This is a genomic window from Pseudomonas monteilii (genome assembly GCA_001534745.1).
GTDB classification, from domain to species: domain Bacteria; phylum Pseudomonadota; class Gammaproteobacteria; order Pseudomonadales; family Pseudomonadaceae; genus Aquipseudomonas; species Aquipseudomonas alabamensis.
In genome coordinates, this window is sequence record CP013997.1 from 4,189,810 (window position 1) to 4,211,515 (window position 21,706).

The window sequence follows — 21,706 nt, forward strand, 5'->3', positions numbered from 1 at the left end:
CAGTCTGGTGAATGCAAAAAATCAGGAACTCGAAACATCGAGCGCCGCGTCGCGCTCCGGCGCGATGCCCGCGAAGGCCAGGACCTGGTCCAGACGCTGGGCGAAGCCTTGGAAACCGTGGTCGCCGCCGACTTCGATGCGCAGGTCGCAGGCCTGGTAGTAGCGTTGCGCATGGCGGTAGTCGAGGGTTTCGTCGCCGGTCTGCAGCCAGACCTGGATGCGCTCGCCGGCAGACGGCGCGGGCACTTCCAGGTCGGCCAGGGCCTGCACATGGTCCAGGGTCAGCTCCCAGGCCTCGTCGGTATAGAGGTTGCGCTGGGTGCCGAGGTAGCCGTCGAACAGCCGATGCGGCGCGACTGCCGGGTTGATCAGCAGGGCCTTGAGGCCATGGCGCTCGGCCAGATGGGTGGCATAGTAGCCGCCCAGCGAACTGCCCACCAGCAGTGGCTGACCGAGGGCGACGATGGCCGCCTCGAGCTGGGCGACGGCCTGGCGCGGATGGTGATGCAAGGCCGGAATGCGCAACTGTTCGGCCAGGCCGCGCTGGCGCATCGCCGTTTCGAGCTGGTGCGCCTTGCGCGACAGCGGCGAGCTGTTGAAACCATGGATGTAGAGGATCGAAGCCGACATGCTGCTCCTGGGGTCTGCGGCGACAGGCCCATCGAGAGACGGGCGCGGGGACGCGCAGTGTAGCCTGTTCACCCCAGGTTGGCGTAGCGCGAGGGTGTTACAGCATGCTCAATAGCCGGGGCCTTCGAGGTCCAGCGTCACCTGGAAGTCCCGCGCGCGCTCGACCCCGGTGTCCAACCGACCGTCCGGGTGCAAGTGCAACCAGCGGTAACCGGGGTGCTCCTCGCTCACCACGAAGTCCTCGCTGGCCGGCGCGAACTGGATGCAGGTGGACGGCGAGGCCAGCAGCCGCAGGCCGTTCACTGTCTGGTCACAGGCTTGATGCACGTGCCCCCAGAGCAGCGCCTTCACCTGGGCCCGTCCCTGCAGACAGGCGAACAGCGCTTCGGCATTGCGCAGGCCGATGGGGGCCATCCAGGCACAACCGATGTCCACCGGCTGGTGGTGCAGGCAGACCAGGCAATGCCGCTCTCCTGCACCCTCCAGGGCCTGCTCCAGCACCGCCAGCTGCGTGTCGTCGAGCCAGCCATGGGTCGCGCCCGGTACCGTGGACACCAGGGTGACGATGCGCCAGCTGCCCACATCCGTCACCGCCTGCAGGCGGTCGCTGCCCTCGGTCACGGCGGCCATGGTCTCGAGGCGATCGTGGTTGCCAGGCAGCCAGCGCGTCCGGGCCGCCAAGGTGGCGGTGGCGTCCTCGAAGGCCTGGTAGGACGCCACGCTGCCATCCTGGGACAGGTCCCCGGTGCACAGCAGCACGTCGAGCGCGGGGTGTTCGCGCCGCACCTGCTCGGCCACATGGCGCAGGCTGTCCCGGGTATTGACCCCCAGCAAGGTCTTGTCCGGACTGGCGAACAGGTGCGGGTCGGTCAGCTGCACCACGCGCACGGGTGCACTGTTTTGCGAAGCATCGGATGGCGACACGGAACCGTCTCCTCACGGCGGGCAGCGAACGAATGATGACAGGTGGCGGGCGCAGGATGCGGCCGGGCAGGCTCAGCGCACCGCTTCGAGCTCGTGGCCGCAGGCCAGGCAGTGGCTCAGCCATTCACCCAGGAACAGGTTGAGCTGGGCCTTTTCATCGGGCTGATGCATGGCATCGTTGGGGTAAGGGTAGATGCTGCGCAGGCGTCGTGCATGCTCGGCGCTGATGACTTCGGCCATCTGCGCGTCGTGGTAGACCTGCACCTCGAGCTGCGGCACCGGCAGCCAGGGCAGGCTGTGCTCCTGGCGCACCCGCAGCGTGGTGGTGTAGGGGCAGGCGAGCACCACGTCGAGCACCAGCACGCCGAGCATCTGGTCGCCCTGGGTCATGCCGATGCGCCGCGAGCCCATGCCCTCGCGCATGGTCGGCAGCAGTTGCATCAGCCGCGCGTAGTTGGCCTCGCACGCCGCCTGCAGGCCGACCAGATCGACGCGGTAGCGTTCGCGCAGCGGGCTCACGACCACATGCCCCTGACTTCGTCACGGTTGAGCGCCAGCCATTGGATCGCGATGATGCTGGCGGCGTTGCCAATGCGCCCGTCACGCACGGCCTGCAGGGCGTCCTCGAACGACCAGACCTTGACACGGATGTCCTCGCCCTCTGTTTCCAGCCCATGCAGGCCGCCGGCGCCTTCGCTGTGGCAGCGCCCCAGGAACAGGTGCACGAACTCGTCGCTACCGCCCGGAGACGGGAAATAGCGCGTCATCGGCCACAGCGCGGAGAACGTCAGGCCGGCTTCTTCCTCGGCTTCCCGATGGGCAACCTCCTCGGGTTGCTCGTCCTTGTCGATCAGGCCGGCCACCAGCTCGATCAGCCAGGGGTTCTGCGCCTTGTCCAGGGCGCCGACGCGGAACTGCTCGATCAGCACCACTTCGTCGCGCTGAGGATCGTAAGGCAGCACGCACACGGCGTCATGGCGCACGAACAGCTCGCGGCTGATTTCGCGACCCAGGCCGCCGGCGAACAGCTCGTGGCGCAGGTGCACCTTGTCCAGCCGATAGAAGCCCTTGTAGCACGTGTCCCGCTTGACGATCTCGACCGCCCGGGGCACCGAATTCAACGATTCTGACATGTATGACCTCGTTTACCTCAGTTACTGCATCGCGCCATCCTACTCTGCGCCTCGACGGGTTTCACCCCCTTCCGCCAATCGCGCCGGCGCACGACAGCCCGCTGCCGCTCTGTTAGCTTAGTGCCGAACCGAAGGCCGTGCAGACGGTCGAAGGCCGATCTACCTTTGTCTTGCAAGGATCAACATGACGCTGGTCAAACTGACTTCCGTAGCCGTGCTGGCCCTGGCGCTGGGCGCTTGCCAGAGCCTGTTCGAGCCCAACTACCGGGCACCGCTGGAGACCAAGCGCGAGGCGTGGGAGCACGTCAAGCCGGGGTGCAACGAGCGTGACTGCCCGCTGGTGAACATCGACGTGGTGCATTTCCCGACACTGCCCAAGCTCGATGCCATCGTCGAGCGTCGCCTGCTGCAACTGACCGAAGACAACCAGAACGGCACCGCGCCGACCTCCCTCAAGGCCTACGAGGCGGCCTACCTGGCCAGCGCCGAGAAGCGCAACAGCAGCTACCTGCAGGCCAAGGTACGCGAGCAGCATGACGGGCTGGTGATCATCGAGCTGTCCAGCTACCTGGACAGCGGCGGCGCCCACGGCATGCCGGGGCGTGGGTTCATCAACTACTCGCGCAAGCTGGACAAGGTCCTGACCCTGCAGGACATGCTGGTACCGGGCCAGGAAGCGACCTTCTGGAAGACCGCCGAGGAATCCCACCGCGCCTGGCTGATCAGCACCGGCATGGACAAGGACCCCGAGTTCGTCAAGACCTGGCCCTTCCGCCAGACCCCGCACATCGCCCTGACCTACGGCGCGGTGATCCTCAAGTACGAAGTCTATGCCATCGCGCCCTACGCCATGGGCCACATCGAACTGAAACTGCCCTACCCGCGCCTGAACGGCGTGCTCAAGCCGGAGCTGTTCCCCGGCCGCGGCTAAGACTCGCCAGCCCATGCAGCGCCCCTGCCACCAGCACGGCTGGCAGGGTGGCGCCCACGTCCGGCGCCAGCTGGGCAAGCAGGTGATAGACCACCACGCCCACCCCCCAGGCCACCAGCGCCTGACCGTGCAGCGCACCGACCGCTGCCGGCAGCCGCCTGCGCCGCACCAGGAAGTGATCGGTCAGCACCACGCCGAACAACGGTGCGAAGACCGAGCCGATCAACAACAGGAAGTGCTCGTACTGCGCCAAGGGCGCCAGGCAGGCGATCAGGGTGCACAGTGCACCGATGGCCAGCGCCAGGTGCTCGACCTTCAAGCCCAGCAGCAGGCCGCTGGATACTGCCGCCGAATGGATGTCGGCAAAGGCGTTTTCCGACTCGTCGAGCAGGATCAGCAGCAGCGGGATGCCCAGACCGGCACCGGCCAGCGCCAGCAGCAGCGCATTGGCCTCGCCCGAGGTGGCGAATGCCAAGGTGTACGCCACGCCCAGGCTCATCAGCCAGCCATTGCCGAGCAGGTAGCCCAGCGCCGTCCCGGCGAAGACCCGGCCGGCCCGCTGGCCGAAGCGTGAGTAGTCGGCGATCAGCGGCAACCAGGACAGTGGCATGGCGATGGCGATGTCGATGCCCACGGCCAGGGGCATCGAGCCATCGCCGGCGCGTGCCCAGATCGCGGCCAGGTCGGCGCGGGCGAACAGGTTCCAGGTCAGCCACAGACAGGCGCCCAGCAGCAGCCAGATGCCCCAGGTGCGCAGGATCTTGCGCACGAAGGCCAGCGGGCCGCAGACGGCCAGCAGCGTGGCCAGCGCGCCGAAGCACACCGTCCAGAGCACGGGGCTGCTCCAGAGGCTGGCCTCGCCAAAGGCGCGCGTGCCCAGCAGGCTTGCCGCATCGCGCATGACGATGAGTTCGAACGCGCCCCAGCCGATGAGCTGCAACAGGTTCAACAGCGCGGGCAGCCTGACGCCCTGGCGGCCCAGGCTCAGGCGCAGCGAGGCCATCGCCGACAGGCCGGTGTCGGTACCGACCACACCCGCGGCGGCCAGCAACAGCACACCGATGGCCGTGCCGACAACGATGGCCAGCAAGGCGCCGGCCAAGCCCAGGCCCGGCGCCAGCAGCGCGCCGGCCTGCAACACCATCAGGCCGGTGCCGAGGGAAAACCACAGGGCGAACAGGTCGCGGGCACCGAAGGGACGGCGGTCCGACGGAACGGGATGATCAGGGGAAAACGGGCTGGGCGTGGTCACGGTGCAGGCTCGCTTGGAGAGATGAGCGGGGCCCTTCGAGGCCCCGCGATAAAGGGTGACGCGCCCGCTCCATAAAGCGCGACGGGCGCGGGCGACGGCGATCAGACCTTCTGGTACAGCTGGCTACCGGTCTGGCGGAAGCGCTCGGCCTGTTCGCGCAGGCCTTCCTCGACCGCCACGTCGACGGTCTCGATGCGCTGGTTGGCCGCGTACTCGCGCACCTCCTGGGTGATCTTCATCGAGCAGAACTTCGGCCCGCACATCGAGCAGAAGTGCGCGACCTTGGCCGACTCCTTGGGCAGGGTTTCGTCGTGGAAGGCTCGGGCAGTGTCCGGGTCCAGGCCGAGGTTGAACTGGTCTTCCCAGCGGAACTCGAAACGCGCCTTCGACAGGGCGTTGTCGCGGATCTGCGCGCCCGGGTGCCCCTTGGCCAGGTCGGCGGCGTGGGCAGCGATCTTGTAGGTGATGATGCCGGTCTTGACGTCGTCCTTGTTCGGCAGGCCCAGGTGTTCCTTGGGCGTGACGTAGCAGAGCATGGCGCAGCCGAACCAGCCGATCATCGCCGCACCGATGCCCGAGGTGATGTGGTCGTAGCCCGGCGCGATGTCGGTGGTCAGCGGCCCGAGGGTGTAGAACGGCGCCTCGTCGCAGCACTCGAGCTGCTTGTCCATGTTCTCCTTGATCAGCTGCATCGGCACGTGGCCGGGGCCTTCGATCATGCACTGTACGTCATGCTTCCAGGCGATCTTGGTCAGCTCGCCCAACGTTTCCAGTTCGCCGAACTGGGCTTCGTCGTTGGCATCGGCGATCGAGCCGGGACGCAGGCCGTCGCCCAGCGAGAAGCTGACGTCGTAGGCCTTCATGATCTCGCAGATGTCCTCGAAGTGGGTGTAGAGGAAGTTCTCCTGGTGATGGGCCAGGCACCACTTGGCCATGATCGAGCCACCGCGGCTGACGATGCCGGTGACGCGCTTGGCGGTCAGCGGCACGTAGCGCAGCAGCACGCCCGCGTGGATGGTGAAGTAGTCCACGCCCTGCTCGGCCTGCTCGATCAGCGTGTCGCGGAACAGCTCCCAGGTCAGGTCCTCGGCCACGCCATTGACCTTTTCCAGGGCCTGGTAGATCGGCACGGTACCGATCGGCACCGGCGAGTTGCGGATGATCCACTCGCGGGTTTCGTGGATGTGCTTGCCGGTGGACAGGTCCATCACCGTGTCCGACCCCCAGCGGATGCCCCAGGTGAGCTTGGCCACTTCTTCCTCGATGGACGAGCCCAGGGCGCTGTTGCCGATGTTGCCGTTGATCTTCACCAGGAAGTTGCGGCCGATGATCATCGGCTCCAGCTCGGTGTGGTTGATGTTGGCCGGGATGATCGCCCGCCCACGGGCGATCTCTTCGCGCACGAACTCGGCGGTGATGGCCTTGGGAATGCTGGCGCCGAAGCTGTGCCCGGCGTGCTGCTGCGTGAGCAGCCCGGCGGCATGGGCCTCTTGCAGCTTCATGTTTTCGCGCAGGGCGACGTATTCCATCTCAGCGGTGATGATGCCCTGGCGGGCGTAGTGCATCTGGCTGACGTTCGCGCCTGCCTTGGCCCGGCGCGGATGGCGCACATGGGCAAAGCGCAGCCGGGCCAGGTCATCGTCCGCCAGGCGCTGCTGGCCGAAGTCGGAACTCAGCCCGGACAGACGTTCGGTGTCGCCCCGCGCGTCGATCCAGGGCGAGCGCACATCGGTCAGGCCGCGACGCACGTCGATGGTCACGTCAGGGTCGGTGTAGGGGCCGGAGGTGTCGTAGACCAGCACCGGTGCGTTGGCCTCGCCGCCGAAGTCGGTCGGCGTGTCGTCCAGGCTGATCTCGCGCATGGGCACGCGGATGTCCGGGCGCGAGCCCTGGACGTAGACCTTGCGCGAACGGGTGAAGGGTTGCACGGACTGCTGGTCGACGCGCGCCGATTCGCTGAGGTTGATCGTTTTTTCTTGTCTGCTCATCAAAGGCTCCCGGACATGTTCCTGGCGGATGGATGTCGGGGGAAGAACCTGAACGGACGCGGACGCACCCAGGGTGGGCGCTGTGCCGATACGTGACGTGCCGAGGCTCGAACGAGCCGCTGGAACATCCCGGACCTGGCACAAGAGATTCGCCGGGATGGCGAGAAATCTTGTTCCCTACGCAGGCGCTAACCTGATCAGGTTCAACGGGATCCGGAACTCTCCGATCTCAGCCTCCGATTCGAGGCACCCCGACAAGAACACGCGCAGTCTAGACTGCACAGGCCGACAACGCCAGGCGCATGCCGTGGGGAATGATCGGCGGCGCGCATGGTCGATTGTTGCCGGGTGCGCGCCCCACTACACTGGCGCTCACGCCCGGATCGCCCACCCCAGAAACCGTCACCGTTCAAGGACTGCCCTATGCTGCGCAAACTTTCACTGGCCATTGCCGTGTCCTGTGCATCCCCTGCAATGGCCTGGGCAGCACCGGCGTCCATGACGGTGAAGACCGACCTGGTCAGCGTGTACCAGGAGGCCGTGCTCAACAACGCCGACCTGGCCGCTGCCCGGGCCGACTATGGCGCGCGGCGCGAGGTGGTGCCCCAGGCCCGTGCCGGACTGCTGCCGAACCTGTCCGGTGGCGCCGAGGTGCTGAACACCCGGACCAAGGTGGACCAGCCGGCCTACATCGCCAACCGCAGCGGCAACACCTGGAGCGCGACCCTCTCGCAGCCGATCTTCCGCGCCGACCGCTGGTTCCAGCTGCAGGCCGCCGAAGCGGTCAACGAGCAGGCGGCGCTGGAGCTGTCGGCCACCGAACAGAACCTGATCCTGCAAACCGCCGAGCGCTACTTCGCGGTGCTGCGTGCCCAGGACAACCTGGCCTCGACCAAGGCCGAGGAAGCGGCCTTCAAGCGCCAGCTGGACCAGTCCAACGGCCGCTTCGACGTGGGCCTGACGGACAAGACCGACGTGCTGCAGGCCCAGGCCAGCTACGACACGGCGCGCGCCAACCGGATCCTGGCCGAGCGCCAGGTGCAGGACGCCTTCCAGGCCCTGGTGACCCTGACCAACCGGGACTACCTGGCGTTGCAGGGGGTGGTGCACAGCCTGCCGGTGAGCGTGCCGACCCCCAACGATGCGCAGGCCTGGGTCGACACCGCCGCCCGCCAGAACCTGACCCTGCTGGCCACCAACCACGCCGTGGACGCCGCCGAAGAGACCGTGCGCCAGCGCAAGGCCGGGCATGCCCCGACCGTGGACGCCGTGGCGCGCTACCAGAAGGGCGACAACGACAACCTGGGCTTCAGCAACCCCTCGCCCCTGCCTGGCGTGACCTACGGCGGTGATGTGGAACAGACCAGCATCGGGCTGCAAGTGAACATCCCGATCTACAGCGGCGGCCTGACCAGCTCCCAGGTGCGCGAGGCCTACCAGCGCCTGGTACAGGCCGAGCAGCAGCGCGAAGGCCAGCGCCGCCAGGTGGTGGAGAACACCCGTAACCTGCACCGGGCGGTCAACACCGACGTCGAACAGGTCAAGGCCCGCAAGCAGTCGATCATCTCCAACCAGAGCGCCGTGGAAGCGACCGAAATCGGCTATCAGGTCGGCACCCGCAACATCGTCGACGTGCTCGACGCCCAGCGCCAGCTCTACGCCTCGGTACGCGACTACAACAACAGCCGCTACGACTACATCCTCGACAACCTGCGCCTGAAGCAGGCGGCGGGCACCTTGAGCCCACGGGACCTGCAAGAGCTGAGCGGATTCCTCAAGCCCGACTACAACCCCGACCGCGACTTCCTGCCTCCGGACCTGGCCGCTGCGGCGGCCGAGAACTTCAAGCGCAAGCCGTGAGGGGTTGCGACAGCGTTCGCGCGGGCGGGGCGTGGGGTTTTGTCGAGGTCTGAGGCTTGCCCCAGGGCGGGTACGCCAGCGTTCCGCCAAGAGGCGTATGGCGTGGGGGCGGAATGTCGTGGTTTCCTGTGCAGGCGCCTGCTTTCTACTCAATTTACCTACTGCATTGGCTGATTTTGTGGGCCTTTCAGGCCCAATCGCGGCACAGGGGCCGCTCCTACACCCGTAGCCCCACCGCCAGCGTTGCAGGTCATCGCGGTTCCTGTGGCGGCCCCTGCCGGGGCGCCGGACCGGCCGCGATTGGGCCCGCAGAGCCCACCTTTCACTCGACAAAACCACAGCCCCTAAGAAGCTGCGACAACCTGCTCCCTCACGGGGTGCCTATAGGTGGAAACTGGCTTGCCAGCGATGCAGGCGCCTAGGTCACCCACCCCACCGCTACCCACCTCACGGCTTGCGCAGCATGTCCACGGCAAACCCACCCAGCACCCCACCACTGACCCAACGCTGGGCCCGCAAGGCACGGGGCCGACCGCGCAGGAACCGGCTGACGCGAGCCGCCGCCAGCACAATCAGGCCATTGACCGTCACCGCGATAGCGATCTGCACCAGCCCCAACTGCAGGAACTGTTGCAAGGTAGCGCCCGCCGCAGGGTCGATGAACTGCGGGATCAACGCCGAGTACATGAGCGCGATCTTTGGGTTGAGCAGGTTGGTCAGCAACCCCATGGAGAACAACCGGCGTGGCGAATGCGGCGGCAGATCACGGGTCTCGAACGGCGACACGCCACCGGGCTTGAGCAGGTTCCAGGCCAGGTAGCCCAGGTAGAGCGCACCCGCGATCCGGACTATGTCATAGGCCATTGGCACGGCCTTGAACAAGGCGGCCAGGCCCAGGGCCGAGGCCAGCAGGTAGACGACGAAGCCCAGGGCGACACCGGCCAGGGAGATCATTCCGGCGATACGGCCTTGGGACAGGGTGCGTGAAACAAGATAGGCCATGTTCGGGCCGGGGGTGAGGACCATGCCCAGGGCGATGAGGGTTAGGCCTACGAGCGCCTCGATACTGATCATGCAATCTCCTCTAAAAGGGTTGCCGCTACATTTGCGCTCACTATCTTCCGACGTGGGTAAACGCGCCGTGGTGTCTGGACTGTCGGTTGCATGGCTATCGTCAGTACGACTACGAGCGTAGTGCGTTTTTGCAGATGTCGTGGCAAGGCTACCCGTTATCGTTCAATCAACGTGCCAACCCCCTCCAGCAACCGCCCCAACGCCCCCTGATTCGCCCGCATCACCGCCCTGCCCGCCTCGCCACTACGACGTGCCTCCTGCGGCAGCTCGATCAGTTGCCGCACCGCCTCGCCCAATCCTTGGGCATCGTCCACTTGGCGCAGGGCACCGGCATCGCGCAGCAGGGCGCTGATGTCGAGGAAGTTGAACACGTGCGGCCCCATGATCACCGGCAGCGACAGCGCCGCCGGCTCCAGAGGGTTGTGTCCGCCGGTGGCGACCAGGCTGCCGCCGACGAAGGCGATGTCGGCCAGGGCGTAGAGGAACAGCAGTTCGCCCATGGTATCGCCGAGCATCACCTGGGTCTGTGCCTGCACGGCTTCACCGGACGCGCGACGCACGGTGGTGAAGCGCTCGGCGCACAGCGCGTGCACCGCCGCGAACCGTTCGGGGTGGCGTGGCACCAGGATCAGCAGCGCGTCGCGGTGCAGCGCCAGCACCTGGCGATGGGCCTCGAGGATCAGTGCGTCTTCGCCTTCATGGGTGCTGGCGGCGATCCACACGGGGCGTGCGGTGGCGCCCCACTGTGCGCGCAGCGCCTGGGCGCGGGGGACGAGCTGGGGGTCGACGCTGAGGTCGAACTTGATCGAACCGGTGACCTGGACGCAGTCCGGGCGAGCGCCCAGCTGACGAAAGCGCTCGGCTTCGGTCTCGGTCTGCACCGCGATCAGGCTAATCTGCGCGAGCATGGGCCGGGTCAGGCGGGCGAAGCGCCCGTAACCACGGGCGGAGCGCTCGGACAGGCGGGCGTTGGCCAGGGCCACGGGGATCCCGCGCCGGTGGCACTGGTCGATCAGGTTGGGCCACAGCTCGGTTTCCATGACGATGCCCAAGCGCGGCTTGAGGTGGTCGAGAAAGCGACCCATGGCCCAGGGCAGGTCGTAGGGCAGGTAGCAGTGCTGCACCCGGGGTTCGTCGGCGAACAGGGCGCGGATGCGCTCCGAGCCGGTCGGGGTCATGCAGGTCACGGTCACCGGCAGTTCCGGGTAGGCCTTGAGCAAGGCACGGACCATGGGCGCGGCGGCGATGCTCTCGCCGACCGACACGGCATGCACCCACAGGCCACCCTGACGCAGCGGCGGCAGGCCGCAGGCGAAGCGCTCGCCCAGGCGCTGGCGGTAGGCCGGCGCCTTGCGCCCGCGCAGGAACAGGCGCAGCGCGATCAGCGGCAAGCCCAGGTGGAAGAGCACGGTGTAGAGGGTTCTGTTCATGGCGCGAGAGTGTACTAGGCTCTTCTGCCCTCGCCCATAGGGGCCAAGACGGGTGCAAGGCACGCTCATGCCGTGTCTGGTCGTCGCGCAGTCCAGACCTAGCCGATGGCGCGCAGGTGTACGGCAAAGCGTTCGGCCAGCCAGTGCGCCGCCGGGCCCAGGGGTTCGTCGCGGCGCCAGGCCAGCTCGACCACCAGGGCCGGCGGGCGCCAGTCGCTGGCCAGTTCGACCATGTGCGCCTGGTAGGTCGGGTACTGCACCACGTGCCGTGGCAGCCAGGCCCAGCCCAGGCCGCGCATCAGCAGTTCGGCCAGGGCGTAGAAGCTGTCGGCGCGCCAGATGTGCGGGCTGATCGCCTCGCCACCGGGAATGTCGCTTTGCTGGGCCGTGATCAGCAGTTGTCGGTGACGGGCGAGCGACTGCCGGGTGACGCGCGACTCGCTGGCCAAGGGATGGCCGGCTGCGCACACGGTGACCATGTCCACGCTGCCCAGCGAGCGCCGCTCCAGCGCCTCGGGGATGCGCGCGTGCTGGAAGAACAGCCCCAGGTCGGCGCGCCGCTCCAGCAGCTTGCCGGCGACGTCGCCGTGGGCGCCACTGGCCAGTTGCACCTCGAGAAACGGGTAGCGGCTGGCCAGCTCGTCGAGGCTGTCGATGACCGGCTGGTAAGGCATTGCCTCGTCGTGCGCCACGCGCAGCAAGGCTTCCTGACCGCGCATCAGGGCCCGGGCGCGACCGTCGAGGCGTTCCCCCTGGCGCAGCAGTTCACGGGCGTCGTTCAGCAGCGCTGCGCCCGCCTCGGTCAGGTGTGGCTGGCGCCCGCTGCTGCGCTCGAACAGAGTCACGCCCAGGTCGGTCTCCAGCGCGGCGATGGCCGTGCTGACCGCCGACTGGGCCTTGCGCAGCTCACGGGCCACGGCAGAAAACGAGCGTGCATCGGCCACGTGGACGAACAGGCGCAGGTGATCGAGGTTCCAGCGTAGGGTCATCGACCTATCTCGTTTATAGATGGGCAATGACTTTATCCCATCTGGGCAGGCCGTAGAATGCCGCCATCCGAGGAGAACCGTCATGAATGCCTATATCTGCCTGGCCATTGCCATCTGCGCCGAAGTCGTCGCCACCGCGTCCATGAAAGCCGTCAAGGGGCTGAGCACCCCGCTGCCCCTGGCGTTGATGATCGGCGGCTATGCCATCGCCTTCTGGATGCTGACCCTGGTGGTGCGCAGCATCCCGGTGGGCATCGCCTATGCCCTCTGGTCCGGGCTGGGCATCGTGCTGATCAGCGTGGCCGCCTGGCTGATCTATGGGCAAAAGCTCGACCTGCCGGCGATGCTCGGCATGGCCATGATCGTCGGCGGCGTAGTGGTGATCCAGGTGTTCTCGCACAGCAGCGGCCACTGACCGGCCGCCAACCCGGCAGGCCGCACGACGGCACAGCCTGTATACTGCGGGCCTGTCCCAGTTCTCGAGGTACCCGCATGCCATCTGCCATGTCCACTGACGTCCTGATCGTCGGTGCCGGAGTCGCCGGGCTCTGGCTCACTGCGCGCCTGCGCCAGCAGGGCTATTCGACGGTGCTGGTGGAGCGGGCCAGCCTGGGCGGCGGGCAGACCCTGAAGTCCCAGGGGATCATCCACGGCGGGGCCAAGTACGCCCTGCATGGCGCGCTGACCGGCGCGTCCGAGGCGATCGCCGACATGCCGCGGCGCTGGCGCGAGGCCCTGGCCGGCGAGGGCGAGCTGGACCTGCGCGACACGCGCCTGCTGTCCGAGGCGCACTACCTGTGGTCGCCCGGCACCCTGGCCGGCAACCTGACCAGTTTCTTCGCCAGCAAGGCGGTGCGCGGCCGGGTCGATCAGGTCAAGGGCGAGCAACTGCCCCCGGCGTTGCAGGACCCCCGGTTCAAGGGCAAGGTCTATCGCCTCGCCGAGCTGGTGGTCGATGTGCCCAGCCTGCTGGCGAACCTGATGCGCCTGGCCGGTGACAGCCTGCTGGCAGGCGAGCGGATCACGCCGCTGCACGAGGACGGCCAGCTGGTCGGGCTGAATGTCGATGACCGCCAGATCCGTGCGCAGCGCATCATCCTCAGCGCCGGCGCGGGCACCGAGCAATTGCTGCGCGACCTGGGCATCGAGCAGCCGGCCATGCAGCGGCGTCCGCTGCACATGGTGCTGGTCAAGGGGCCGACGCTGAAGCCGCTGTACGCCCACTGCCTGGGCGGCGGGCCCAAGCCACGGGTCACGGTCACCAGCCACCCGGCCGCCGATGGCCAGTGGGTCTGGTACCTGGGCGGCGACCTGGCCGAGGCCGACGGGGTCGCACGCGACCCTGCCGCGCAGATCGCCGCCGCGCAAAAGGAGCTGGGCCAGTTGCTGCCGTGGATCGACCAGACGCCCTTGCAGTGGGCAACGCTGCGGGTCGACCGCGCCGAGCCTGCGCAGTCCGGGCTGGTGCGTCCGGACAACGCGTTTCTCGCCGAACAGCAGCGTCTGCTGGTGGGCTGGCCGACCAAGCTGGCCCTGGCGCCCGACTTCGCCGACCGCGTCCTGGCGGCGCTCGCCCGCGACGGCATCCGCCCCCAGGCCACGCCGGACCTGCATGACCTGCCACGTCCGACGCTGGGCGTACCGGTCTGGGAGCAACTGCTGCCATGAGCCTGCCGACGCTGCACGCCCACCACCGCCCCTTGGGCAGCACCGGCCTGACGGTCTCGCCCTTGGGGCTGGGCACGGTCAAGCTGGGCCGTGACCAGGGCGTCAAATACCCGTCCGGCTTCACCATCCCGGACGATGACGCTGCCCGCCTGCTGCTCGGCCAGGCACGCGACCTGGGGCTGAACCTGCTCGACACGGCGCCGGCCTACGGCGTCAGCGAAACGCGCCTGGGGCCCCTGTTGCGGGGCCAGCGTGATCACTGGGTCATCGTCAGCAAGGTCGGCGAAGAGTTCGAGCAGGGCCAGTCACGCTTCGACTTCAGCGCCGCACACACCCGTCGCTCGGTCGAGCGCAGCCTGCAGCGCCTGGAGACCGATCGCCTCGAACTGGTGCTGGTGCATTCCGACGGCAACGACCTGGACATCCTGGCCCACGAAGAGGTGTACGCCACCCTGGCCGCGCTCAAGCGCGAGGGCAAGATCCTGGGTTACGGGTTCTCCGGCAAGACCGTCGAGGGCGGGCTCAAGGCGCTCGAAACGGGCGACTGCGCCATGGTCACCTTCAACCTCAACGAGCAAGCGGAGCGTCCGGTGCTGGACTACGCTGCCGAACATGGCAAGGCGATCCTGGTGAAGAAGGCGCTGGCCAGCGGTCACGTCTGCCTGGCGCCCGGCGTCGACCCGGTGCGTGCCAGTTTCGAGCTGTTGTTCGCCCATCCCGGCGTGAGCAGTGCTATCGTCGGCACCATCAACCCGGTGCACCTGGCCCACAACGTGGCCACCGTGGCCCGCCTGCTGGACCAGCCCTAAGCCGCCTGCGCGGCCGTCGATACGAGGAGCCGCCCTGTGGCACGCACGCTGATCCGCAGCAACCCGCACACCTTCAAGACCCTGCCGGTGCAGGTCGAGGCCACGGCCCAGGGGCTGACCTACCAGGCCGTCGGCCGGCCGCAGAACTTCGCGCAGATGCAGCAGCGACGCAAGCCTGTCCAGCTGCCCGACACGGAACGCTTCGCGGTGGAGCTGGCGAACCTGGGGGTGTCGGTGCGCCTCACCCTCAACTGGCAGCACCAGGACTACTGGGTGCTGGTGCGCCAGCGCCGCCAGGACCGCGGCGACGTGGTGCTCAAGCTGATCTCCGGCTACGTGCCCGCCCACGAGTTGAGCCTGCCCTTGCATACCGCCGTGCAGGAGGTTGCCGAAGAATGCCTGTTCGAGACACCGGAAGGTTGGTTGAGCGGTCGCTTTAACGAGACCTGGCTGCCCGCGCCCTATGCCGCCGCCCTGCACTACCGCGAATCTCCCACGTTCCTGCTGACCCCGGCCTCGGGCGCGGCGCGTCCCGTGCACTGTGCCAGCCAGGTCCTTCAGGAGCGCCCGAGGGCCTACGTGCACCTGCCGACCGCCTCGCTGCAACTGGTGTACGACATGCGCCTGGAAGTGCCGCGTGAAGCCAAGTCGCTCAGCCTGTTCCACGTCGACGAGCGCTTGGAAGACGGGCACCTGGTCACCCGGCTCAATCGCAAGCGTCCGGATTTCTACCTCATGCCCCTGGAGGACGGTCGTCCGCGCCCGGAGCTGTACACGTTGCGCAAGGACCAACTGGTGCGCACCAGCACCCGACGGGTCTACCTGGCCGAAAGCTTCGCGCCGCAAGACGGCTGGGTGGTGCGTGACGAGCGGATTCGCTGGAAGGACTGGCTGCGCCAGCAAGGCCTGGAGCCGTCCCGTGACACGGGCGGCCTGGGCACGCTCACGCGCAAGGCCCGCGGGCTGGTGAGCCGGGTCCGCAGCGCTTTGCGGCCCTGAGGGCAGCGATTTTCAGCGTTTTTGTAAACCCGCTCCACGCCTATAGTCACACCGCTGTGGTACAGGCGATCGCAGTACCGTAGGAGCGGGCTTGCCCGCGATAGCGTCCGGTCCATCACCGCCTGCATCGCGGGCAAGCCCGCTCCCACAAGGTCCTGCGATAATGTGCAACGCCGCGGTACGGCTACGGGTGTGAGAGCGGCCCCTGTGCCGCGATTGGGCCCGCCAGGGCCCACATTAGCACTTGGCAAAACCATAAAATCTCCCACAAGCTGCTTGCGCAACCATGACTACAGTGATGGCTGCAGAGGTCTGGGGGGGAGCTGGCTTGCCAGCGATAGGGCCCTGCCAGGCGCCGCACGCGGTCAGGCATGTACCGAGTAGAAAAGACCGTTGCACCCACAGGGCCCGTGACGGTCGGTCAGGTCAGCGATGCAGTCCACATCGTGTTGGATAACGATGTTGAAAGGCATTGACCCTGAAGGCCTAGCGCTGGCGCTTGTCCCACCAGGTGCGCATGCGCGCGAACAGGTGAAAGTAGCGGTTCTCGCGCTTGCCCATGCCGCGCTTGGGCGAGAAGGACTCGTCGACGAACTCGCCATGGATCCGGACCCGAGAAGCCGTGGTGGGCAGCGTGCAGACCCGCGCACCGGCCTCCAGCAGCGCGAACTTCAGCAGCCGCTCCGAGTGCAGCTTGCGCCCGGTCGCTTCGCAGAAGCGGAAGATCGCCTCGACCCGGTTGCCATACGCCGTGTAGATGTCCCGCCCGCAGACCGCGAAGCGATCGTTGAGACCGCCCCACCACTGCCAGTCCGGAACGTAGGCGTTCAGCCGCCTCGCCTCGGGGTGGGCGAAGAGGTAGCTGGGCAAGGGCGAGTGGTAGAAGTTGTCCGGGCGCACGAACACCACGAAGTCCGGCGCGAACTCCGCCATCATCTGCGTCACGCAGCGCAGCGAATGCAGCTGGAACACCAGGTTGCGCAGCGAGGCATGGTTGTCGCCCCAGGTGTCGCCCTGGGCCTTGATGCGCTCGAAGTCCCATTGCTCCAGCACGCCCTCGGTCGAGTCCAGCCGGCCGGTCATGGTCGCGAAGGGGGCATAGTTGTCCTGCAGCAGCGCACCGCTTTCGCCGGAGCGGGCGTTGTGCACCGCATCGAGCTGGTACAGGTGGTAGAACGTCCTGACGGTGCAGCCCGCCGGGATCTGCGCCAGGACGTTCTGCTCGATGGACGGGAAGCAGATGGCCGAGTTGCGAGGGATGCCAAAGAAGGCGACGGCGACTTTCAACACGCGGATACCTCTGTGACAGGTGAAGGAGGAAGGTGACGCCGGCAGCAGACAGGGGTCAACGACGACGCCACAGCTGCCACCACTTGCGCCGCGCCTTCAGCTCCACCACGGTGATGTCGGCCTGCAGCAGCCAGGCACGCTCGTAGGCCCAGGCGTGCCCGCTCCACAGCTTGCCGGCCTCGTTGGAGAACCCGAGCGTGAGCATCGCGTAGTCGAACCCCGGCTGATGGCGCAGCGTGTCGAGCACGACCAGCGCATTGAAGCCCGTGGACGGCCCGACGAAGCGTTTGCCGTCGGGTCGCGTCGTCGGGTAGTTCCACAGCGGCGGCAAGGGGATGCGCTCGTAGAACAGGCTGACGCCGGGCAAGGGGCACAGCGGCGTGGTACAGCCGACCAGCACGGTGAAGTGACGTGCGCGGTCGTCACGCAGCCAGTTCGGCAGGTCGGCGCGCATCGGCAGGCCGAAGAAATAGTGATCCGGCGCGTTGTAGCCGTGCACCAGCACCTGGTGGGTACGCGCATCCAGCAGCGTGCCCTTCAGGCAGGTGTTGAAGCTGACCACCACGTCGCGCTCACCCAACTGCAGCGCCTGCAGGTCGGCGGCGGTGATGGCGGGATTGTTGGCCAGCAGCAGCACCCGCTCGGCCTGGCGCAGACACGCCTTGAGTTCATCGGACAGGCACCCGAACACATCCTGATCGCCGCCAGGTCGTGCATCCAGCTGCATGTCCGTCTGCTCGAGCGTCATCCGTTCATTCCGCCACATCCATGCCGAAGCGCCATTTCACCCAGGTCCGGACCCACACCGAAGGCCGCGACCAGGGGCGCATGGGTTTTTCGATCTGTTCGGCCAGGTCTTGCCCGACGCGGCTGAAGCCGTAGTACTGACGCACGAACGCCTGCCCGTTGGCGGCGATGCGGGCCGCCTGCGCCGGATGCTGCTGGAGCCACGCCAGCTTCTCGATCGCCTCGTCCAGCGAGCGGTAGAACACCACGTTGTGACCATCCTCGAAGCCCAGCAACTGGTCTTCCTCGCCCTGGCTCCAGGCCAGCAGCACGCAGCCACAGGCCATGGCCTCGAAGTTCTTGATCATGAACTCGCCCATGCCGATGTCGGCGCTGACGAAGACCTGGATGCGGTTGAGCATCTGCAGGTACTCCTCGCCCGACCCGGTGCGCGTCACCAGCAGGCCGGTGCGCTCGGCCAGGGTCTCGAGCATGGCCTTGCGCTGGCCGTATTCGCGGCTTTTCAGACTCCCCAGAAAGCCCGCCGGAATGTCGCGCGTCAGGCCCAGGTTGTCGAGCATCTGGTCGTCGTACCCTTTGGAGACGAACACGGCGTCCAGGCCCTCGGCCTGCATGCGCCGGGCGACCACCGCACCCGAGACCAGCGCGCGCGACCAGGGCAGGCGCTTGTACAGCCGCGAGTAGACGTGCCGGTACTTACTGGAGGGCATGTAGTTCTGGTAGGCGTCATGTTCCAGGAACACCAGCCCCGGAATGCAGCGCAGCACCGCCCACTGGGGCGCCAGGCGCTTGACCCGGGAGAAGATCACGATGCGGTCGAAGCGCTGGTAGTCCACCGACGCGAGGAACGGGCCGAGGTTCATCTGCTGCTGCTTGCTCAGCCGATGAATGACGCAGTCCTGACAGGCCTGCTGGACGATCTCGTAGAGGCGGTCGAGGATGACACGCTGCTCATCCATGACCAGTAACATGACTTTCATACGTTCTTCTATCGCTGTTCGTGAAGCGCCCGTGAGCACCCGGTGCGTGCAATCACCGGCTGCGGATCTTTTCCACGATGGAGGTGGTCGAGCTGTTCTCCACCAGGCCCAGCACCTTCACCGTACCGCCGTAGGCGCGCACGATATCGGCACCGACCACTTGCTCGACGCCGTAGTCGCCGCCCTTGACCAGCACGTCCGGGCGCACCTCGGTCAGCAGGCTTTCAGGGGTCGATTCGGAGAAGCTGATCACCCAGTCGACCGCGCCCAGCCCGGCCAGCACCGCCATGCGTCGGTCGACGCTGTTGATCGGCCGGCCAGGGCCCTTGAGACGGCTGACCGAGGCGTCGTCGTTGACCGCCACGATCAGACGATCGCCCAGGGCGCGTGCCTGCTCGAGGTAGGTCACATGCCCGGCGTGCAGGATGTCGAAGCAACCATTGGTGAAGACGATGCGCTCGTTGTGGGCCCGCGCGTCGTCGATGGCCAGCAGCAACTGCTCCAGGCTCAGCACGCCACGCTCCGAGCCTTCCTCGCGCTGGATGGCGCGGCGCAGTTCCGGGGCGCTGATGGCGGCGGTACCGAGCTTGCCGACCACGATGCCGGCCGCCAGGTTGGCCAGGCCGACGGCGCAGGGCAGGTCTTCCTCGGCGGCGATGGCGGCGGCCAGGGTGGAGATCACGGTGTCGCCTGCGCCGGTCACGTCGAAGACCTCGCGTGCGCGGGCCGGCAGGTGCAGGGCCGCATGGTCGGGGCGCAGCAGGGTCATGCCGTGCTCGCCACGGGTGACCAGCAGCGCGCCCAGCTCAAGCTCGCTCATCAGCGCGGCGCCCTTGGCCACCAGGTCGGCCTCGTCCACGCAATGGCCGACGATGGCCTCGAACTCGGCCAGGTTGGGGGTGATCAGGCTGGCGCCCCGGTAGATCGAGAAGTCCTTGCCCTTGGGGTCGGCCAGCACCGGAATGCCGCGCGCCACCGCCGCCTGGATCAGCGCCTGGTGGTTCTTCAGGGCGCCTTTGCCGTAGTCGGAGATCACCAGCACCTTGACCTGGTCGAGCAGTGCTTCGACGCTCTGCTGCAGGGCCTGGGTGTCAGTGTCGAAGGCTTCTTCGAAGTCGATGCGCAGCAGTTGCTGGTGACGGCTCATGACCCGCAGCTTGACGATGGTCGGCTGGTGCTCGATGCGCTGCAGCGCGGCCTGCACGCCTGCGGCTTCCAGGCTGTTGGCCAGGCTCTCGGCGGCCTCGTCCTCGCCGGTGACGCCGACCAGCAGGGCCGGTGCACCGAGCGCCGCGATGTTCAGGGCGACGTTGGCCGCACCGCCCGGGCGGTCCTCGATCTGGTCGACCTTGACCACGGGTACCGGGGCTTCTGGAGAAATGCGTGAAGTACCGCCATGCCAGTAACGGTCGAGCATCACATCGCCGACCACGAGTACGGGAGCCGATTCGAAACGCGGCATGGTTAACTTCATGGAGAACCCACAGACAGAAAGGAACAGGGCGGCGATAGTAGCACAGGCTGGCTTTACGGCCTCAATGCCCCACCGACGAAGGCACTGCCAGGCGGCCGGACGGATGGCCTGGCAGGCCGCCCGCTCACTTGTCCAGGCGACGCACCCAGAGCAGTTCGTGACGGCGCACCGCCTTGCGGAAGAACTCGTCCTCGCCGGTCACCGGCCAGCGGCGACCGGCCAGCAGCCACTGGATCGCACGGCGCAGGCGCTTCTTCAGCGGTGGGCGCCCTTGCAGGTCGTGCTGCATGCGCAGGGCCATGGCCTTGTCGAGCTGGGTCTGGGCATCCAGCACCGGGCTCCAGGGCGCATCGCTCACCGGCGTCTCGATCACCGGTGGCAGCGCCACCCCGGTACCGGCCTCGCCCATGGGCCAGCGGTCGTTGTCGTGCAGGTGATTGGCGTAGAGCAAGGCGACGTCAGGGGCCCAGTCGCCTTCGTCGATCGCCTGCTGGAGCGCACGGGTGGTGGCCTGGTGGTCGGCGTGCGGATCGAGCTCGGGGTGCGGCATCACCACCACCTCGGGCTGGAAGTGCTGCAGCAGGGCTTTCAGGTCGGCGACCAGGTTGTCCCAGGTGGGCAGGCCGTCGGCGTCGCCTGGCAGCGCCAGGGCGTTGGCCTGGCGTGCCGAGCGGATGTCGGACTCGCCGGACTCGAGCGAACCGAACGGGCTGCCCGGCGCCTCGGCCATGGCCGACAGGCGCAGGCAGTAATAGCCCAGCTGGACGCAGCGCTCGACCGGCACCCCGCCCCAGAGCGGGATCGCCAGGCTGTCCCAGGTGCGCAGGCGGCCCTTGAGCCGCGCGGCGCCTGCCGCGTCCAGGCCCAGCGCACGGTACGCGTCGGCCTCGATTTCCCCTTGCGTGAGGGTCACGATGCAGGCGTCGCGCGCTCGGCTGTACAGCCCGAAGGCAGCCAGTTCGGCATCGTCGGCATGGGGCGCGAGCACCATCACCCGGCGCTGCGCGTAGTCGGGGTTGCGCTGCACGTGCAGCACGCCCTCGGCCGAGACGCGGCAGAAGCGCGGGCGCACGGTGAGCGTTCCGGCTTCGAGCGCCGCGCGCTGACCGGACAGGTTCAGGTAGCGTCGGCCCGCCACGCCGCGTTCGAAGGTCTGGCGGTCATCGCCGACCCGCACGCTGGGATCGATCAGGCGGCCCAGCCAACCGGCCTTGAGCGTGACTTCCAGCACCAGCGTCTCGCCCTCGGCCAAGGGCTGTTCGAGCCTCACCTGGGGCGTCGTGCGCACCGGCTGACGCGCGCTGCCCGGCGCGTCCAGGGCATAGTGGTAGTCATCGCTCGGCCGATAGAACAAGTGGTCGGCGAACCAGGCTTCGTGGGCGATCCACACCAGCACCGCGAGCACGGGGACCGTCCACAGACCCAGCACGGCGCCGGCCACGACCAGCAGCACGGCGACAACCAGCAGCGTCAGTCGCTTGGCCCGGCGGTGCGCCTTGAGCAAGGCCTGCTTTCGGTTACTCACCCG

20 protein-coding genes and 1 other annotated feature are annotated in these 21,706 nt (G+C 67.5%); of the genes, 6 read left to right on the plus strand and 14 right to left on the minus strand.

What is annotated here, in order from left to right; all coding sequences use genetic code 11:
- Positions 1-21: 21 nt before the first annotated feature.
- The 4 genes from APT63_17945 to nudF all read right to left on the minus strand — a co-directional run bounded on the left by APT63_17945 (position 22) and on the right by nudF (position 2,687).
- Positions 22-630, minus strand: a complete 609-nt coding sequence (locus APT63_17945) for an esterase (GenBank protein ID AMA47348.1) — start codon at positions 628-630, stop codon at positions 22-24.
- A gap of 108 nt (positions 631-738) precedes the next feature.
- Entirely contained in the window at positions 739-1,554 is an 816-nt protein-coding gene (locus APT63_17950) for a serine/threonine protein phosphatase (GenBank protein ID AMA47349.1), read from the minus strand.
- Positions 1,555-1,626: 72 nt separating this feature from the next.
- Positions 1,627-2,079, minus strand: a complete 453-nt coding sequence (locus APT63_17955; protein AMA47350.1) for a cytoplasmic protein — start codon at positions 2,077-2,079, stop codon at positions 1,627-1,629.
- Positions 2,070-2,687, minus strand: coding sequence for an ADP-ribose pyrophosphatase (gene nudF, locus APT63_17960; protein ID AMA47351.1), 618 nt, complete (start codon positions 2,685-2,687; stop codon positions 2,070-2,072). The genes APT63_17955 and nudF overlap by 10 nt, the downstream gene beginning before the upstream one ends.
- Positions 2,688-2,871: 184 nt before the next feature.
- On the opposite strand from nudF, the gene APT63_17965 reads away from it, so the two are divergent.
- Complete coding sequence (locus APT63_17965; GenBank protein AMA47352.1) at positions 2,872-3,618, plus strand: hypothetical protein; 747 nt, start codon at positions 2,872-2,874, stop codon at positions 3,616-3,618.
- Here the strand turns inward: APT63_17965 and APT63_17970 are convergent.
- Together APT63_17970 and APT63_17975 are read right to left on the minus strand one after the other, a co-directional pair.
- Complete coding sequence (locus APT63_17970) at positions 3,587-4,870, minus strand: nitrate reductase (GenBank protein ID AMA47353.1); 1,284 nt, start codon at positions 4,868-4,870, stop codon at positions 3,587-3,589. The genes APT63_17965 and APT63_17970 overlap by 32 nt on opposite strands.
- Before the next feature lie 101 nt (positions 4,871-4,971).
- Complete coding sequence (locus tag APT63_17975; protein ID AMA47354.1) at positions 4,972-6,858, minus strand: phosphomethylpyrimidine synthase ThiC; 1,887 nt, start codon at positions 6,856-6,858, stop codon at positions 4,972-4,974.
- Between the two features lie 157 nt (positions 6,859-7,015).
- Positions 7,016-7,122, minus strand: a binding site (TPP riboswitch).
- A gap of 159 nt (positions 7,123-7,281) precedes the next feature.
- On the opposite strand from APT63_17975, the gene APT63_17980 reads away from it, so the two are divergent.
- Entirely contained in the window at positions 7,282-8,718 is a 1,437-nt protein-coding gene (locus tag APT63_17980) for a channel protein TolC (GenBank protein AMA47355.1), read from the plus strand.
- Positions 8,719-9,165: 447 nt separating this feature from the next.
- On the opposite strand, the gene APT63_17985 is transcribed toward APT63_17980, so the two are convergent.
- From APT63_17985 to APT63_17995, 3 genes are all read right to left on the minus strand, one after another.
- Positions 9,166-9,792, minus strand: coding sequence for a lysine transporter LysE (locus tag APT63_17985; GenBank protein AMA47356.1), 627 nt, complete (start codon positions 9,790-9,792; stop codon positions 9,166-9,168).
- A 155-nt stretch (positions 9,793-9,947) separates the two neighbouring features.
- The gene (locus APT63_17990) at positions 9,948-11,222 is read right to left on the minus strand and encodes a 3-deoxy-D-manno-octulosonic acid transferase (protein AMA47357.1); all 1,275 of its coding nucleotides are present in this window, start codon (positions 11,220-11,222) and stop codon (positions 9,948-9,950) included.
- 98 nt (positions 11,223-11,320) lie between these two features.
- Positions 11,321-12,211, minus strand: a complete 891-nt coding sequence (locus tag APT63_17995) for a LysR family transcriptional regulator (GenBank protein AMA47358.1) — start codon at positions 12,209-12,211, stop codon at positions 11,321-11,323.
- Positions 12,212-12,293: 82 nt separating this feature from the next.
- Between APT63_17995 and APT63_18000 the strand changes: the two genes are divergently transcribed.
- From APT63_18000 to APT63_18015, 4 genes are all read left to right on the plus strand, one after another.
- Positions 12,294-12,626: a multidrug DMT transporter gene (locus APT63_18000; protein AMA47359.1), complete on the plus strand. Its 333-nt coding sequence runs from the start codon at positions 12,294-12,296 to the stop codon at positions 12,624-12,626.
- Between the two features lie 77 nt (positions 12,627-12,703).
- Complete coding sequence (locus tag APT63_18005; GenBank protein ID AMA47360.1) at positions 12,704-13,879, plus strand: FAD-dependent oxidoreductase; 1,176 nt, start codon at positions 12,704-12,706, stop codon at positions 13,877-13,879.
- On the plus strand, positions 13,876-14,688 hold the full coding sequence (locus APT63_18010; GenBank protein ID AMA47361.1) for an aldo/keto reductase: 813 nt from the start codon (positions 13,876-13,878) through the stop codon (positions 14,686-14,688). Before APT63_18005 ends, APT63_18010 begins: the two co-directional genes overlap by 4 nt.
- A 36-nt stretch (positions 14,689-14,724) precedes the next feature.
- A complete protein-coding gene (locus tag APT63_18015; GenBank protein ID AMA47362.1) occupies positions 14,725-15,687 on the plus strand; it encodes a metal ABC transporter ATPase in 963 nt (320 codons plus the stop codon).
- A gap of 486 nt (positions 15,688-16,173) precedes the next feature.
- On the opposite strand, the gene APT63_18020 is transcribed toward APT63_18015, so the two are convergent.
- The 5 genes from APT63_18020 to APT63_18040 form a co-directional block, all read right to left on the minus strand.
- Positions 16,174-16,977: a hypothetical protein gene (locus APT63_18020; protein ID AMA47363.1), complete on the minus strand. Its 804-nt coding sequence runs from the start codon at positions 16,975-16,977 to the stop codon at positions 16,174-16,176.
- 55 nt (positions 16,978-17,032) lie between these two features.
- Entirely contained in the window at positions 17,033-17,743 is a 711-nt protein-coding gene (locus APT63_18025; protein AMA47364.1) for a hypothetical protein, read from the minus strand.
- Positions 17,730-18,704, minus strand: a complete 975-nt coding sequence (locus APT63_18030; protein AMA47365.1) for a glycosyltransferase — start codon at positions 18,702-18,704, stop codon at positions 17,730-17,732. Before APT63_18030 ends, APT63_18025 begins: the two co-directional genes overlap by 14 nt.
- A gap of 52 nt (positions 18,705-18,756) precedes the next feature.
- Positions 18,757-20,178, minus strand: coding sequence for a bifunctional heptose 7-phosphate kinase/heptose 1-phosphate adenyltransferase (locus APT63_18035; protein AMA47366.1), 1,422 nt, complete (start codon positions 20,176-20,178; stop codon positions 18,757-18,759).
- Between the two features lie 124 nt (positions 20,179-20,302).
- On the minus strand, positions 20,303-21,703 hold the full coding sequence (locus APT63_18040; GenBank protein ID AMA47367.1) for a GlcNAc-PI de-N-acetylase: 1,401 nt from the start codon (positions 21,701-21,703) through the stop codon (positions 20,303-20,305).
- Positions 21,704-21,706: the final 3 nt, after the last annotated feature.

Coding starts and splice junctions, on each gene's coding strand:
- APT63_17995 (AMA47358.1), bottom strand. CDS start 12,211: ATGACCCTACGCTGGAACCTCGATCACCTGCGCCTGTTCGTCCACGTG.
- APT63_18005 (AMA47360.1), top strand. CDS start 12,704: ATGCCATCTGCCATGTCCACTGACGTCCTGATCGTCGGTGCCGGAGTC.
- APT63_17975 (AMA47354.1), bottom strand. CDS start 6,858: ATGAGCAGACAAGAAAAAACGATCAACCTCAGCGAATCGGCGCGCGTC.
- APT63_17945 (AMA47348.1), bottom strand. CDS start 630: ATGTCGGCTTCGATCCTCTACATCCATGGTTTCAACAGCTCGCCGCTG.
- APT63_17965 (AMA47352.1), top strand. CDS start 2,872: ATGACGCTGGTCAAACTGACTTCCGTAGCCGTGCTGGCCCTGGCGCTG.
- APT63_18030 (AMA47365.1), bottom strand. CDS start 18,704: ATGAAAGTCATGTTACTGGTCATGGATGAGCAGCGTGTCATCCTCGAC.
- nudF (AMA47351.1), bottom strand. CDS start 2,687: ATGTCAGAATCGTTGAATTCGGTGCCCCGGGCGGTCGAGATCGTCAAG.
- APT63_17980 (AMA47355.1), top strand. CDS start 7,282: ATGCTGCGCAAACTTTCACTGGCCATTGCCGTGTCCTGTGCATCCCCT.
- APT63_18025 (AMA47364.1), bottom strand. CDS start 17,743: ATGTGGCGGAATGAACGGATGACGCTCGAGCAGACGGACATGCAGCTG.
- APT63_18035 (AMA47366.1), bottom strand. CDS start 20,178: ATGAAGTTAACCATGCCGCGTTTCGAATCGGCTCCCGTACTCGTGGTC.
- APT63_17985 (AMA47356.1), bottom strand. CDS start 9,792: ATGATCAGTATCGAGGCGCTCGTAGGCCTAACCCTCATCGCCCTGGGC.
- APT63_18010 (AMA47361.1), top strand. CDS start 13,876: ATGAGCCTGCCGACGCTGCACGCCCACCACCGCCCCTTGGGCAGCACC.
- APT63_17990 (AMA47357.1), bottom strand. CDS start 11,222: ATGAACAGAACCCTCTACACCGTGCTCTTCCACCTGGGCTTGCCGCTG.
- APT63_18000 (AMA47359.1), top strand. CDS start 12,294: ATGAATGCCTATATCTGCCTGGCCATTGCCATCTGCGCCGAAGTCGTC.